A 15616-nucleotide genomic window follows, 5' to 3' on the forward strand; every position below is an offset into this window, starting at 1 on the left:
ACGCTGCGTAAAATGCAGCGTAAGAACCGTCCCCAATTTACTTATTGGTTTGCTGTGAGGCTTGCCTGGATAAAGTCACGGAACAGCGGCTGCGGGCGCGTTGGACGTGACACAAATTCCGGATGGAACTGGGAGGCAATAAAGTAAGGATGGTTCTTCAGCTCGACAATTTCAACGAGTCGGCCATCCGGGCTTGTACCGGAAAAGATAAAGCCTGCTTCTTCCATCAGCTCTCGGTATTCGTTGTTAAACTCATAGCGGTGGCGATGGCGTTCGTAGACAATCTGCTCACCATAGGACTCATAGGCAACGGTGCCTTCCTTCAGTTTACAAGGGTAAAGGCCGAGTCGGAGCGTACCGCCGAAGTCTTCTATATCCTTCTGTTCAGGGAGAAGATCAATGACCGGGTACGGCGTCTGTGGATTTAGCTCTGCAGAATGGGCTCCTTCCTTGTTCAGGACGTTGCGGGCAAATTCAACGGAAGCCAGCTGCATGCCGAGACAGATGCCGAGAAACGGAACATCGTTCGTACGTGCGTATTCGATCGCTGCAATTTTCCCTTCCACCCCGCGGTCTCCAAATCCGCCCGGAACAAGGACACCGTCTGCATCCTTGAGCATTTCCGCTGCATTTTCACGGGTTACTTCCTCGGAATTAATCCACTGGATTTCCACATCAGCGTCGTACTCAAAGCCGGCATGCTTGAGGGCTTCAGCGACACTCAGGTACGCATCCTGAAGAGCCACGTACTTTCCTACAAGGGCGATTGTCGTCTTTTTGGAGAGGTTGGTCACTTTATGGACAAGTGCCTTCCACTCTTCCATGTTTGCTTCGGCTTCCGGCAGGCTGAGGAACTTGCAGACGTAGTCGTCAAAGTCCTGGCGCTGAAGCTCGAGCGGTACTTCATAGAGAGTATCCGCGTCGCGCGCTTCGATGACCGCCTCTTTTTCGATATCACAGAACAGAGCAATTTTATCCTTCATGTCTTCCGGAACCGGACGTTCGGTCCGGACGACAATCACGTTCGGCTGAATGCCGAGGCTGCGGAGTTCTTTTACACTGTGCTGGGTTGGCTTGGATTTCATTTCACCGGCAGCAGCCAGATAAGGAATAAGCGTACAATGAATGTACATTACGTTTCCTACCCCTACATCGCTCTTAATTTGACGTATAGCCTCAAGGAACGGCAGACTTTCGATATCCCCGACCGTACCTCCGATCTCAGTAATGACCACATCAGGGTTTCCGTCTTTGGACGCTCTGAAGATGCGCTCCTTCAGTTCGTTCGTAATATGCGGAATCACCTGTACAGTTCCCCCGAGGTAGTCGCCGCGGCGTTCTTTTTTAAGGACGCTTGAGTAGATTTTACCCGTTGTCACGTTGCTGTTTTTGTTCAGGTTGATATCGATAAAACGCTCGTAGTGACCGAGGTCGAGATCTGTTTCCGCCCCGTCTCCTGTCACGAAAACTTCTCCGTGCTGGTACGGACTCATTGTTCCCGGGTCCAAGTTAATGTATGGGTCAAATTTCTGAATCGTAACCTTCAGACCCCGATTTTTAAGCAGACGCCCGAGGGAGGCTGCGGTAATACCTTTTCCAAGTGAAGAAACTACTCCTCCGGTAACGAAAATATACTTGGTCATGACGTTCCCTACTTTCCTTAGAATTCTGACTCCCGCCATGCTGTTCTCCTGAAAAAACAGCGTAGCGAAAATGGCAGACTCATCTGCCTTTAGGATAACCGTGAATCGTAAAATGATGTTGGTGCCGGGTGCTGTTTACTCGATCTTTCTTTATGGCTTTTTTCGTAAAGAATGTTGTTTTAAACGCTGCAGGCGGACGCTTTCCGCGGGCATCGCTTTTTCTTTATAAAAAACAAAAAAAGTGCCGCCTCAATAATCTTTCATTGAGGGGCACTCTGATTTATTCAGTCGTGTAATCTGATTAACTGCCTTTGCAGCCCAAAATAGATTCTACCCAGTTTGGGAGCTTATGTCAAGACAGTTTTCAGCGGGGCTGTTAGCGGTCTTCTTCGTCCTCTTCCGCTGACTCTTCTTCGTCATCACCGAAGTCTTCATCGTCTTCAAGGTCTTCGTCAAAGTCCTCGTCTTCATCCTCTTCGTTGGCTAGTTCATCGAGCTCGTCTTCAAGGTCTTCAAACTCATCGAAGTCGTCATCTTCATCGCCGAAGAGATCATCGTCATCATCAGCAGAAGCTTTCATCTTTTTCTTTTTCGGTTTATTCGTCTGGGAAAGCTCTTCTTCAGACTGGTCAAACGGATACCAGGAACGAAGCCCCCACTTGTTGTCACCAAGGTTGACGAAGCGTCCATCCAGGGACATCTCTGTGTAGAGGTTGGCAATCCGGTCTTTCAGTTCTTCATCGGAGATCTTCTTCATTTGCGAGATATGCTTAAGAAGAACATGGTACTCCTCAGAGCTTCCTTTTTCCCTCAGAACCTCGAAGGCAATTTCAAGCATGGACAATTCTTTCAGTTCAATTTCATCGTACTGTTTTAAACTCACAGACGGCACTTCCTTTCGCCAGAATATAATCACGGTCTATGTGTAACGTTTTTTCCGTTGTTTCCCTGTTTCCGTCATGCTTATGAATCGCACCCTTCATTATATAGAAAACTTTGCCGTTCGCCAAGTGGGGAAAAAGATGATTTGAAGTCCGGGATTTTGAGTAAGATGACGGCTATTCTTATGCTGGTGCAGTATCCATTTTAACCATACACGGACGGTTCAAACACAGCAGCTGTGATAATTCCGTAAGAGAGCCTGCTTTTTTTTCGGCAGTACAGGAGATCGCTGCTGATTTTTGCTAAATGCGGTTTTAATTCTGTCAAAAACACCCCGGGAGCCTAAACTCTCCCGGGGCAAGATACGTTTTGCAAATATTGTTCTACAGGTTCCGTCTGTACTGGCCGCCGACTTCGTATAAAGCGTTTGTGATCTGTCCGAGGCTTGCGTGGCGCACGGTGCGCATAAGTTCCTCAAACAGGTTGCCGCCGCCGAGAGCCGCTTCCTTAAGCTGCTGAAGGGCACGTGCCCCTTCTTCGCTGTGGCTGTTTTGGAACTGCTTCAGCTGCTCGATCTGGCCTTCTTTCTCTTCTTTAGTGGCACGGGCCAGCTCCATTTCAAACTCGTCTTCTGACGGCGGGTTCGGGTTGATGTACGTGTTCACACCGATAATCGGAAGCTCGCCGGAATGTTTCTTCGTTTCATATAGAAGCGACTCTTCCTGAATTTTGCCCCGCTGGTACTGAGTCTCCATGGCGCCGAGAACGCCGCCTCGGTCGTTGAGGCGTTCAAGCTCCATGAGTACCGCTTCTTCGACAAGGTCTGTGAGTTCATCGATAATGAACGATCCCTGAAGGGAGTTTTCATTTTTTGCAAGCCCAAGTTCCTTCGTAATGATCATTTGAATCGCCATGGCACGGCGCACGGACTCCTCGGTAGGTGTCGTCACCGCTTCGTCGTAGGCGTTCGTATGAAGGGAGTTGCAGTTATCATAAATCGCAAGCAGCGCCTGCAGCGTCGTACGGATGTCGTTGAAGTCCACTTCCTGAGCGTGCAGGGAACGGCCGGACGTCTGAATATGATACTTCAGCTTCTGGCTCCGCTCGTTGGCGCCGTATTTATTTTTCATCGCCACTGCCCAGATGCGTCGCGCCACACGGCCGATGACCGTGTATTCCGGATCGAGACCGTTGCTGAAGAAAAACGACAGGTTCGGCGCGAAGTCGTTGACGTTCATGCCACGGCTCAGGTAGTACTCCACGTACGTAAAGCCGTTGGCGAGCGTAAAGGCGAGCTGGCTGATCGGGTTCGCTCCTGCCTCAGCAATATGATAGCCGCTGATAGAGACGGAATAATAGTTACGCACCTTGTTGTCGATAAAGTACTGCTGGATATCCCCCATCATGCGCAGGGCAAATTCCGTGGAAAAAATACACGTGTTCTGGCCCTGGTCCTCTTTGAGAATATCCGCCTGGACCGTTCCGCGAACTGTAGCAACCGTGCGTGCGGTAATGTCTGCACGCTCTTCGGCTGATGGGGCGCGTCCGTGCTCTTCTTCAAAGAAGGCGAGCTGCTGGTCGACAGCCGTATTCATGAACATGGCAAGAATAATCGGTGCCGGTCCGTTGATCGTCATGGAGACAGAGGTCGACGGCGCACACAGATCAAAGCCTTCATAAAGCTTCTTCATATCATCGAGTGTACAGATGCTCACACCACTCTCGCCCACTTTTCCGTAAATGTCCGGACGGTGGCCCGGGTCTTCCCCGTAAAGGGTAACTGAGTCAAAGGCGGTTGAAAGGCGCTTCGCTTCGTCATCCTTGGACAGATAGTGGAAACGGCGGTTCGTACGGGCTGGCGACCCTTCTCCGGCAAACTGGCGCTTCGGATCCTCACCTTTTCGCTTAAACGGAAACACGCCTGCCGTGTATGGAAATTTACCAGGTACGTTCTCCCTGCGGACCCAGCGTACAATTTCGCCGTAGTCCTCGTATTTAGGCAGGGCCACTTTGGGAATATCGAGGCCGGACAGGCTGCGTGTTTTGAGCTCAGTGACGATCTCTTTGTCGCGGATCTTCGTGACAAACTCGTCCTTGGCATACGCTTCCTTCGTGTCCTCCCACGTATCAAGCACTTTTTTCGTTTCAGGCTCCATCGCCTGGGCGTAGTGGTCGCGCATCTCAAGAAGGGAGCCGTGACCGTCAAATTCTTTTCCTTCTTCTTTGAAGGCTTCCAGTGTTCCCTCAACCTGATAGAGACGGCGTGCTTTTTTCGCTTCTTCCTCTGTTTTTCCGTGATAGCCTCTGACTGTCTGGGCGATCTCACGGAGATAGTGAACCTGTTCCGGCGGGATGATCGCATCCTTGGCTGTAAGCTTGTCATTTTTACCGAGTTCGGTCAGCCAGGAGCCGCCGCATTTCTCGTCCAGCACGTTTGCCAATTCAAAAAACAGGCGGTTGGTGCCTGGATCGTTAAACTGGCTCGCAATCGTGCCGAATACCGGCATATTTTCCGGTGCTTCCTCAAAGAGCGTATGACTCCGCTGGTACGTTTTCCGCACTTCACGAAGGGCATCTTCGCTTCCTTTACGGTCAAATTTATTAATCGCAATCAGATCGGCAAAGTCGATCATGTCGATTTTTTCAAGCTGGGACGGTGCTCCGAATTCGCTCGTCATCACATACATGCTCACGTCAGCCACATCGGAAATGGCTGCGTCACCCTGGCCGATGCCGCTCGTTTCAACGATGATCAGGTCAAATCCGGCTTTTTTCACAACCCGGATCGCTTCTTCTATCGCTTTGGAAAGCTCCTGGCGGCTGTCGCGTGTGGCCAGGCTTCGCATGTAGACCCGTGGATGATGAATCGCGTTCATACGGATCCGGTCTCCGAGAAGGGCACCGCCTGTTTTCTTTTTCGTCGGGTCCACGCTCAGAATCGCAAGTGTTTTATCGTCATACGCACGCAGAAACCGGCGCACAAGTTCATCTGTCAGGGAGCTCTTCCCCGCTCCCCCTGTTCCGGTGATCCCTAAAATCGGCACCCGGGCCAGGTCAGTCTGGTTGACCGCTTCCTCAAAGAGCGTTTCCGCACTGGCTGCGACTTCCTCGCTGTTGAATGCTCGCTTTTCCGCCACCGTAATCATGCGGGCGATGTGGGCGGGCTCGCGCTTTTCAAGACTGGCAATGTCAACACCTGACACGTCATCGAGTGGAAAATCACACTGCTCCATCATGTCATTAATCATGCCTTGAAGCCCCATTTTACGGCCGTCCTCAGGTGAGTAGATCCGGGTTATGCCGTACTCGTGCAGCTCCTTAATTTCCGAAGGGATGATGACGCCCCCGCCGCCGCCAAAGATTTTCACATGGCTGGCGCCTCGTTCTTTAAGAGAGTCGTATAAGTATTTAAAGTATTCCACGTGTCCGCCCTGGTAGGATGAGATCGCCACACCCTGTACGTCTTCCTGTACAACGGCGTCTACCACTTCCTCCACGGAACGGTTGTGACCGAGGTGAATGACTTCGGCGCCGGTGGCCTGAAGCATTCGTCTCATAATATTAATGGACGCATCGTGTCCATCAAATAGGCCCGATGCCGTAACAAAGCGGACAGGATTGTTCGTTTCATAGCGTTTCATGATGCTGGTGCCTCCTTTATGCGGGGGTGATTGTGTTCGGATCCCCCGTTGTTTTATTACTCTAATTCCGCTGCAGGCGGATGCTTACCCTGGGCAACGACTCAGCCTCCTCGGAAAGATCACCCTCCGGGGTCTTCGGTCGCTGCTGTTCCCGCAGGAGTCGCCGCCTTTCGCTCCATTAGGGTCGTTTTGCTGCCACCTATGAAAATTAATTCACACCATGGCGCATGAAAATAACCATCTGGTTACTTGCGGAGCTTCAAGCCGGCAGTGAGACTCCTGCGGCAATGGAGGCCAGGCGAGACCCCACAGGCGCAGCCGGCATCGCCGCGGAAAGGAACGGACGGCGTGAAGCGCAGCTTCTGGTTAAACATTTTCAGTGTAGCCTGTCTAAATGATCAAGGCGTTTGTATTTCTGTTTTCTTTTCCTCGGCCGGGGCCTGACGATTTAAACCGAAGCCTTCAAATAACTGGCGGAGCTGAAGCTCACAGTACCGGTCGATTGTATACTCGCGCTGCACGATCCAGCGGCGGAACGTCCACATATGACCGGAAACGAGAATGTTGTGGCAAGCCAGATCAAGCTCTTCGTCCGTCATGGTCAGGTAGCCTGCATCAATGCAGTTGCGAAGTTCCTTTTCAAACATCTCTTTCATCCGCAGCTCTTTTTCAAGCACGTAGTTTCTGGCTTCCCCCGAAAGGGATTTCGAGTTCTGGTACATGACAAGCACCTCGTCCTGCAGGGCATCGACCACTCTGAAATACGCTTCGATTACCTGCTTCAGACGTTCGAGTCCGTTCAGGTTTTCATCCATCAGTCCCGCCCACTGATCCACGACCATGTCGTAAACGGAGTCGCAGACGAGGTAGAGGATGTCTTCCTTCGAGCCGATGTACTCGTACAGCGTGCCGATGCTGAAGCCTGACTGCTGAGCCACTTCCCGTGTGGTTGTTTTGTGATAGCCTTTTTCGTTAAACAGCTGCACGGCGGCTTTAACGATCTGGTCCCGTCTTTTTGTAATAAGCCGCTGGTCTTTCACCATGGAAGGCACTTGTTTTTTCTTCACTGGTCCCCCTCCTCTCATGCGGGTGGTGGTATTTCAATAATTTATCTATAAAAATTCTGATATATTAGCAAATTTCTTCATATATCAATAAATCGCCCGTTTTGAGACAGAAAAACCACCGGCACAGTTGCCTCCGCTAAACCTTCTGAAGCCCCTGCTTCCATTTTTCATATACGGAAGCGGCTGTGTCATAAGGATCCGGTGTTTCCCCAGCTTCGGCAGAGCGGGCGACCTCCTCTGATACAAGGGCGGCAATTTCGTCTGAGAAACGCTCCTGAAGACGTCTTGCAATCTCGTTTTCAAGCTGATTTAACTGCTTCTCTCTGTTTTCGCCTGATTCAAGGAGGTGCTTTTTGTGTGCGTTCAGGTATCCGGCTGTTTCGCTCATCCCTTTTCCGGCAGTGGAGACAGTTTGAACGATCGGCGGCTTCCACCGTTTCTGTTCTGCGGTTAAATGAAGCAGATCTTCCACTTCCCCCTTTAACTGTCCGACGCCGGGAAGATCGGCTTTGTTAATCACGAACAGGTCGGCAATCTCCATAATGCCCGCTTTAAATGCCTGGATTACGTCGCCTCCGGACGGATGAAGTACAAGAGCGACTGTATCGGCCACCTTCATGATATCGAGTTCACTTTGTCCGACTCCGACCGTTTCCACTATGACAATATCGAGGCCCGAGGCATCCATCAGGCGGATTGCGTCCTTGCATGCTTCAGAAAGACCGCCAAGGCTGCCTCTCGTTCCCATACTCCGGATAAACACGCCGTCATCCTCTTCATGATCGCGCATCCTGACGCGGTCTCCAAGAAGTGCCCCTCCTGAAAAAGGGCTGGTCGGGTCAACCGCAGCAACACCGACCGTTTTCCCTTCTTTTCGCCACTCTTTAATCAGACCATTAACAAGGGAGCTTTTCCCTGCCCCCGGTGAACCGGTAATCCCGATCACATGGGCCCTGCCTGTGCGGGGAAAGAGAGTGGTGAGAAGGGCCTGTTTGTCCGGGTGCTGATCTTCTATATAGGAGATCCCCCGGGCAAGGGCACGCATTTCTCCGTTTATGATGCGGTTTGCCATGTCTTCCATTCTCTTTCCCCTGCCTTTCTGTTTACCGATTAATCTGCAAGCAGCATCTTCGAAATAACGAGACGCTGAATTTCGTTCGTTCCTTCATAGATCTGGGTAATTTTCGCATCTCTCATATAACGCTCAACCGGGTATTCCTTGATGTAGCCGTAGCCGCCGAACACCTGAACCGCTTCGATTGTCACTTCCATCGCCGTGTCTCCGGCAAACAGCTTCGACATGGCCGATTCCTTTCCGTAGGAAATCCCCTGGCTTTCGCGCCATGCGGCCTGGTAGGTAAGCAGGCGGGACGCTTCGGTTTTCGTTGCCATGTCCGCAAGTTTAAAGGCAATCCCCTGCTGCACGCCGATCGGTTTGCCGAACTGCTTACGCTCCTTAGCGTAGTTGACCGATGCGTCAAGCGCGCCCTGTGCAATCCCTACGGCTTGTGCTGCGATGCCGTTACGGCCGCCGTCGAGTGTCATCATGGCGATCTTAAAGCCGTCTCCTTCATTTCCGAGCATGTTCTCAGCCGGAACGCGGCACTGATCAAAGTTAATTCCCAGTGTCGGGGAAGAACGGATGCCGAGCTTGCTTTCCTTTTTACCCATGGAAAAGCCCGGTGTGCCTTTTTCAACGATGAAAGCAGATACGCCTTTGTGCTTTTTCTCAGGAGTAGTGACGGCAAAAACAACATAGATTTCCGCTTCTCCGGCGTTTGTGATGAAAATCTTCGATCCATCGATGATGTAGTCATCACCATCCCGTTTCGCCGTCGTTTTCATGTTGGCTGCGTCACTTCCGGAACCCGGCTCTGTCAGACCGTAGGCTCCCATTTTCTTTCCTTCGGCCATCGGACGAAGGTACTTCTGCTTCTGTTCTTCTGTTCCGAATGTGTAGATCGGCCAGCCTGCAAGGGAAATGTGGGCGGAAAGCGTAACGCCTGTGGAGCCGCAGACACGGGACAGTTCCTCAACGGCGATTACGTAGCTCAGGTAATCTGCGCCGATGCCGCCGTATTCTTCCGGCCATGGAATACCAGTGAGCCCGAGTTCGCCCATCTGGTCAAAAATCTCGCGGTCAAAGCGTTCTTCTTCGTCTCTTTCGGCTGCCGTCGGGGCCACTTCGTTTTCGGCAAAGTCACGAACCATCTTGCGGATCATCTGCTGTTCTTCTGTAAGTAGGAATTCCATTTTGTTTCTCCTCCAATTGTTGAGGCCGTACAATCCGGCCTTTTTTCATGTTGTCGCGGACGGGAACTGATCCCCGCTCTCCGGTTTTTATCCGTTCATGAGCCCCTTGCTGATCACCAGGTGCTGGATTTCGTTCGTTCCTTCATAAATCTGCGTCACTTTTGCGTCGCGGAAAAAGCGCTCCGGGGCGTATTCTTTTACGTAGCCGTAGCCGCCGAATACCTGAATGGCTTCTGTGGCCACTTTCATCGCCGTATCAGAAGCAAACATTTTCGCCATCGCCGCCTCGGTTCCGCATGGTTTCCCGTGCTGTCTGAGGTTGGCTGCCCGGTAGGTAAGCAGTTTTGCCGCCTCCACCTGTGTCGCCATGTCGGCCAGCTTGAATGCCACACCCTGCTGTTTTCCAATTGAGCGGCCGAACTGCTTCCGCTCTTTTGCGTAATCCACGGCGTGCTCCATGGCTGCTTCAGCAATCCCGAGTGCCTGGGCTGCAATGCCGATCCGGCCCGCATCAAGGTTGGCCATAGCGACCTTGAAGCCTTCCCCTTCTGCACCGAGAAGGTTTTCTGCCGGTACCTCCGCATCCTCAAAAGATAGAGATGAGGTGTTGGAACCGTGAAGACCCATTTTCTTTTCCTTGGCGCCGATCACAAATCCAGGTGTATCTTTTTCCACGATAAAAGCACTGATCCCTTTTGCTCCGAGTGCTTTCGTGTCGGTTTTGGCAAAGGCCACGTACGTATCCGCCGCTCCCGCGTTTGTGATGAACACTTTCGATCCGTTTAAAATATAACGGTCCCCTTTTTTCACAGCGGTCGTTTTCATGCCCGCTGCATCACTGCCGGAACCGGGCTCTGTGAGAGCAAATGCACCGAGGTACTCACCGGATGCAAGTCTTGGTATATACCGGTTTTTCTGCTCTTCGCTGCCGAAATAGAGGATCGGATTCGTTCCCACACTCGTATGGACGGAAAGAATGACCCCAAGGGTGGCGCTTACTTTTGAAAGCTCATGAATGGCGAGGATGTAGGATGGAAAATCCATTCCTGCGCCGCCGTACTTTTCGTCAATCGGTATGCCCATGAGGCCGAGTGCGCCCATCTCTTTAACAAGTTCAAGGGGGAATTCGTCCTTCTCCTCCATTGCAGGTACCGCTTTACTCACTTTTTCCTCTGCGAACTGGCGGACCATTTTCCGCATCATGTCATGTTCTTCGCTCCAGCGTAACTCCATGTTCTCACTCCGTTCTTAGCTGTACTCGTAAAAGCCCCGTCCTGATTTTTTTCCGTTCCAGCCGGCTTTTACATATTTTCTGAGAAGCGGACACGGACGGTATTTTGTATCGCCGAATCCATCGTGCAGAGTCTCCATAATGTAAAGGCATGTGTCGAGGCCGATAAAGTCGGCAAGCTGAAGCGGGCCCATTGGGTGATTCATGCCCAGCTTCATCACTTCGTCCACGTCCTCAGGCGAAGCTACGCCTTCATAAACCGTGTAAATAGCTTCGTTGATCATCGGCATGAGGATCCGGTTGGAAACAAAGCCGGGGAAGTCCTGGACTTCAACAGCCGTTTTGCCGAGGTTTTCCGACATCTGATAAATAGCGTCGAATACTTCCTGATCTGTAGCAAGACCGCGGATAATTTCCACGAGCTTCATAACGGGAACCGGGTTCATAAAGTGCATCCCGATGACTTTACCGGGCCGGTTCGTGGCTGCTGCAATTTCAGTGATCGGAAGGCTCGATGTGTTTGTGGCAAGAATTGCATGCTCAGGAGCTGTGGCGTCCAGTTGTTTAAAAATGCTTTTCTTCACGTCCATGTTTTCAACGGCTGCTTCAATGACAAGGTCCACTGCCGAGGCGTTTGAGAGATCAGTCGATGAATGAATCTGACGGAGGATGCGTTCCATATCTGCTTCGGAGATCCGTTCTTTTTTCACCTGTCTGCTGAGCTGCTTTTTGATGCCGTCGATGCCTTTTTGCACGTAGTCCTCCTGAATGTCGTGGAGGATCACTTCATAACCGTTCATCGCGCAAACCTGGGCAATTCCAGAACCCATCTGGCCGGCGCCGACTACCATTACCTGTTTAATATCCATGTATGTGAGGTCTCCTTTGGCTGAAGATTTATCCGGAATCGATCCGGAATTCATAAGCGCAGAGGAACGCTTCAAAAGATTGACGTTCCTCTGCCTTATTCATGTGTAAACGTTTATTTCACTTCGATCATGATGGCGTCGCCCTGGCCGCCGCCGCTGCAGATGGCTGCAATGCCTGTGCCGCCGCCGCGACGCTTGAGTTCGTGGGCGAGTGTAAGGATCACACGAGTGCCGCTCGCGCCAATCGGATGACCAAGTGCGACTGCTCCGCCGTTCACATTGATTTTTTCAGGATCGATTTCTGCAATTTTTCCGCTCGCAAGGGAAACCGCTGCAAATGCTTCGTTAATTTCAAACAGGTCGATGTCACTGAGGGATTTGCCTGTTTTTTCAAGAATTTTGTTGATCACAAGGCCCGGCGTTTTCGGGAAGTTTTCCGGCTCAACGGCAAGCTGGGTATGGGCAACGATGGCAGCCAATGGGGCGAGGCCGCGTTCTTTGGCCTTATCTTCGTCCATAACGACGAGGGCTGCCGCTCCGTCATTGACACCAGGAGCGTTACCGGCAGTAATCGTGCCGTCTGCGCCAAATACCGGCTTCAGCTTCGCAAGCTTTTCAACACTCGTGTCACCGCGTGGGGACTCATCGTTTTCTACAACAAGAGGGTCGCCTTTTCGCTGAGGCACTTCCACCGGCACGATTTCATCGGCGAACTTGCCTGCGTTAATGGCTTCTGTTGCCCGCTGATGGCTTCTGTAGGACCACTCATCCTGTTCCTGGCGGCTCAAGCTGTATTCGTCTGCTGTGCTGTTTCCGTAGGTACCCATATGAACGCCTTTAAACGTACAGGTAAGGCCGTCATGAATCATCATATCTTCAAATTTTGACGGTCCCATTTTCAGACCGAACCGTGCGTTTTTCACAAAGTACGGTGCCTGGCTCATGGACTCCATTCCGCCGGCTACAACGGTGTCATGCTCGCCGGAACGGATCAGCACGTCTGCAAGAGTGACGCTTCGCATGCCGGATGCACATACTTTGTTGATCGTTTCTGTTTCTGTTTCCCACGGAAGGCCTGCGTGGTGCATCGCCTGACGGGAAGGAAGCTGCCCCTGTCCGCCCTGAAGGACGGTTCCCATAATTACGTGCTGAACGTCTTCTTTATTTACGTTTGCTCTTTCAAGTGCTGCGGATATTGCTTTCCCACCAAGTTCTGATGCTGAAAAGCCTGCCAGTTTTCCTCCGAGTTTTCCGACTGGTGTACGTGCTCCGCTTACGATTACTGTTTTTTTCATTGTGTGTTCCTCCTCTTTATTTGCCGGCAGATGCCGGGGGTTTCGTCTAAAAGTAAAATGTTCGGAATCTCCGCTTCACGCCTTACGCTCGATTTCCGCGGCGGTCCGGTGAGCCTCCTCGGGCTATGCCCTGCGGGGTCTCACCCTGGCCTATTCTGCCGCAGGAGTCTCGCTTCAGGCGTTTGCTTCGCGTGTAACCAAAAAACTATTTTCCGTCTTGTTGTTTTCGATGTCGCAACTGAATACTGCTTGATCGCTTTGATTACTTAACCCTTCATAAAAGGATGAACCTTAAGGCGGCGACTCCAGCGGGAAAAGCAAGAGCCGAAGACCCCGCAGGCGCTTTTCCCGAGGAGGCTGAGGCCAAGACCTGCGGAAAGCGTCCGCCTGAAGCGGAATCCTCTACTGAACTACTGAAAGAAAACACCTTTCACGCTGTCGATTGAACGCTCGCTCAGTGGCACTCCATAACAAAACAACCGCCCCAAAATAAAGCGCTTACAATGTTTTTTTGAAAAAGATCCGGGCGGGAGCCCCCGCGGTGGCAACGGCTCCCTCTCCGGATAAAATAGACAGGTCTTTAATACTTCTTTACGCAGTCACAGAATCCTTTTTTGTTTCAAGAGATTTTTCTAAAATTTCTACAATATCCATTGTTTTTACGTCTTCTTCTACTTCTTTCGATTTCGTACCGTCACTGAGCATCGTCAGGCAGTACGGGCATCCGCTTCCGATTACGGACGGGCTGACTTCAAGCGCCTGCTCTGTACGGGCTTCGTTCACACGGGTTCCCGTGTCTTCCTCCATCCACATCATACCTCCGCCGGCGCCGCAGCACATGCCGTTCTCCCGGCTCCGATCCATTTCCACAACCTGAACGCCAGGGATCGCCTTGAGTACTTCACGCGGCGGGTCATATACATCGTTGTAGCGGCCCAGATAACAGGAATCGTGGTAAGTAATGACTTCGTTTACTTCCTGTGTCGGCTTGATCAGACCGTCGCGAACCCATTCGTAAAGCAGTTCGGTATGATGGTACACCTCTGCTTCGAGTCCGAAATCCGGATACTCGTTTTTCAGCGTATTGTAGGCGTGAGGATCAATTGTCACGATCTTTTTCACGTCGTTCTTCTCAAACTCGGCAATGTTTGCCGTTGCGAGTTCCTGGAACAGGAATTCGTTTCCGATCCGGCGCGGTGTATCCCCGGAGTTCTTTTCCTTGTTTCCGAGAATCGCAAATTTGATGCCCGCTTCGTTCATCACTTTTGCAAAGGACTGGGCGATCTTCTGGCTTCTGTTGTCATAGGAGCCCATCGATCCGACAAAGAAGAGATACTCGAACTCTTCACCGGATTTTTTCATTTCTTTTACCGTCGGTGCCACAATATCCTCCCGGCCGTCGCGCCATTTTTCACGCTCTTTCCGGTTAATGCCCCACGGATTGCCCTGACGTTCGATGTTCGTCATGGCGCGCTGGGCTTCAGCGTCCATCTTCCCTTCTGTCAGAACAAGATAGCGGCGCATATCAATAATTTTATCCACGTGTTCGTTGGCTACCGGACACTGGTCCTCACAGTTACGGCATGTCGTACACGCCCAAAGTTCTTCTTCTGTAATGACATCACCGATCAGACTTACATCATAGGCTTCTGATGCAGCTGCCGCTTCCTGGGCAGCAAGCTGGTTACCCGTTTTGTGATTGAATGCGTATGTCGGCATCCACGGTTTACGGGATGTGACAGCGGCACCTTTGTCTGTCAGATGGTCACGCATTTTCACGATCAGATCCATCGGTGACAGCATTTTCCCTGTTCCTGTAGCCGGACACATATTCGTACAGCGTCCACATTCGACACAGGCATACAGGTCAAGGAGCTGCTTCTGGTCAAATTCCTCAATCTGGTTTTTACCGAACTTCTCGGCGTCTTCGTCTTCAAAATTAATTGGCTTTAGCTGACCTGTTTTGTGTGTCGGACCTAAGTAAACGTTTGCAGGACCGGCAATAAGGTGTGCGTGTTTTCCCTGTGGAATGTACACGAGGAACACAAGCAGGAACATAAGGTGTGCCCACCAGAATACAAAGAAAAGCGCACTTGCTGCGCCTGCAACGATTGGCCCCAACGCAGCGGCAATACCTGTTGCAATCGGCTCAGCCCAAGTAGCTGATTTTCCGAGCCAGATCATTTCCATTCCTTTGGCCATAAGCTTTGAAACCATCAGTCCTCCGATAAAAATAAGGACGAGACCGGCTTTAAAGTTCTGCTTCAGGCGGACAAGTTTCTCCACATAACGGCGGTGAAACGCCCACACGACCGCCACCAGAATCATAACGACCACAATTTCCTGGAAGAATGTGAAGGCCGGATACAAGGGTCCGAGCGGCAGATGGGAGCCCGGTGCCAGCCCTTTCCAGATGAGATCAATGGCACTGAACTGAACGAGCAGGAAGCCGTAGAAAAACATAATGTGAATGATGCCGCTTTTCTTATCTTTCAATAGCTTTTTCTGACCGAACACCTGCGCAATGAACGCATCTTTTCTGTCCTTGAAGGTCCGGTTGAACTCTGCCTTCTGACCGAGCTTAATGTAAGCAATTCTTGTCTTTACGAGCGTGGCAAACAGGTAAAGCGCGTAACCGGTTACAAGAATGAACATCAGCCAGTTGATTAATATTGGATCCATGATGTGTACAGCCCCTTTCGATGCTTCCTCTGAATCGACTTCCGCAAAAATCA

At 51.3% G+C, this 15616-nt stretch carries 10 protein-coding genes; all 10 read right to left on the reverse strand.

What is annotated here, in order from left to right; genetic code table 11:
* Positions 1–41: 41 nt before the first annotated feature.
* The 10 genes from CR205_RS17275 to CR205_RS17320 all read right to left on the reverse strand — a co-directional run bounded on the left by CR205_RS17275 (position 42) and on the right by CR205_RS17320 (position 15563).
* The gene (locus CR205_RS17275; RefSeq protein WP_110521576.1) at positions 42–1643 is read right to left on the reverse strand and encodes a CTP synthase; all 1602 of its coding nucleotides are present in this window, start codon (positions 1641–1643) and stop codon (positions 42–44) included.
* Positions 1644–2019: 376 nt separating this feature from the next.
* Positions 2020–2526, reverse strand: a complete 507-nt coding sequence (rpoE, locus tag CR205_RS17280) for a DNA-directed RNA polymerase subunit delta (RefSeq protein WP_110521388.1) — start codon at positions 2524–2526, stop codon at positions 2020–2022.
* A gap of 382 nt (positions 2527–2908) precedes the next feature.
* Positions 2909–6166 carry a fused isobutyryl-CoA mutase/GTPase IcmF gene (gene icmF / locus CR205_RS17285; protein ID WP_110521389.1) on the reverse strand — a complete coding sequence of 1086 codons (3258 nt, stop codon included), beginning with the start codon at positions 6164–6166 and terminating at the stop codon, positions 2909–2911.
* Between the two features lie 398 nt (positions 6167–6564).
* Complete coding sequence (locus CR205_RS17290) at positions 6565–7233, reverse strand: TetR/AcrR family transcriptional regulator (protein WP_110521390.1); 669 nt, start codon at positions 7231–7233, stop codon at positions 6565–6567.
* 136 nt (positions 7234–7369) lie between these two features.
* On the reverse strand, positions 7370–8314 hold the full coding sequence (meaB, locus tag CR205_RS17295) for a methylmalonyl Co-A mutase-associated GTPase MeaB (RefSeq protein WP_110521391.1): 945 nt from the start codon (positions 8312–8314) through the stop codon (positions 7370–7372).
* Positions 8315–8343: 29 nt separating this feature from the next.
* Positions 8344–9486: an acyl-CoA dehydrogenase gene (locus CR205_RS17300; protein ID WP_110521392.1), complete on the reverse strand. Its 1143-nt coding sequence runs from the start codon at positions 9484–9486 to the stop codon at positions 8344–8346.
* 87 nt (positions 9487–9573) lie between these two features.
* Entirely contained in the window at positions 9574–10719 is a 1146-nt protein-coding gene (locus CR205_RS17305; protein WP_110521393.1) for an acyl-CoA dehydrogenase, read from the reverse strand.
* Positions 10720–10734: 15 nt separating this feature from the next.
* Positions 10735–11586 carry a 3-hydroxybutyryl-CoA dehydrogenase gene (locus CR205_RS17310; RefSeq protein ID WP_110521394.1) on the reverse strand — a complete coding sequence of 284 codons (852 nt, stop codon included), beginning with the start codon at positions 11584–11586 and terminating at the stop codon, positions 10735–10737.
* Between the two features lie 113 nt (positions 11587–11699).
* Positions 11700–12881, reverse strand: coding sequence for an acetyl-CoA C-acetyltransferase (locus tag CR205_RS17315; RefSeq protein ID WP_110521395.1), 1182 nt, complete (start codon positions 12879–12881; stop codon positions 11700–11702).
* Between the two features lie 591 nt (positions 12882–13472).
* Positions 13473–15563, reverse strand: coding sequence for a (Fe-S)-binding protein (locus CR205_RS17320; protein WP_110521396.1), 2091 nt, complete (start codon positions 15561–15563; stop codon positions 13473–13475).
* Positions 15564–15616 lie beyond the last annotated feature (53 nt).

The sequence above is a fragment of the Alteribacter lacisalsi genome, assembly GCF_003226345.1.
Taxonomy (GTDB): domain Bacteria; phylum Bacillota; class Bacilli; order Bacillales; family Salisediminibacteriaceae; genus Alteribacter; species Alteribacter lacisalsi.

Coding starts and splice junctions, on each gene's coding strand:
- CR205_RS17275 (WP_110521576.1), bottom strand. CDS start 1,643: ATGACCAAGTATATTTTCGTTACCGGAGGAGTAGTTTCTTCACTTGGA.
- icmF (WP_110521389.1), bottom strand. CDS start 6,166: ATGAAACGCTATGAAACGAACAATCCTGTCCGCTTTGTTACGGCATCG.
- meaB (WP_110521391.1), bottom strand. CDS start 8,314: ATGGAAGACATGGCAAACCGCATCATAAACGGAGAAATGCGTGCCCTT.
- CR205_RS17300 (WP_110521392.1), bottom strand. CDS start 9,486: ATGGAATTCCTACTTACAGAAGAACAGCAGATGATCCGCAAGATGGTT.
- CR205_RS17305 (WP_110521393.1), bottom strand. CDS start 10,719: ATGGAGTTACGCTGGAGCGAAGAACATGACATGATGCGGAAAATGGTC.
- CR205_RS17310 (WP_110521394.1), bottom strand. CDS start 11,586: ATGGATATTAAACAGGTAATGGTAGTCGGCGCCGGCCAGATGGGTTCT.
- CR205_RS17315 (WP_110521395.1), bottom strand. CDS start 12,881: ATGAAAAAAACAGTAATCGTAAGCGGAGCACGTACACCAGTCGGAAAA.
- CR205_RS17320 (WP_110521396.1), bottom strand. CDS start 15,563: ATGGATCCAATATTAATCAACTGGCTGATGTTCATTCTTGTAACCGGT.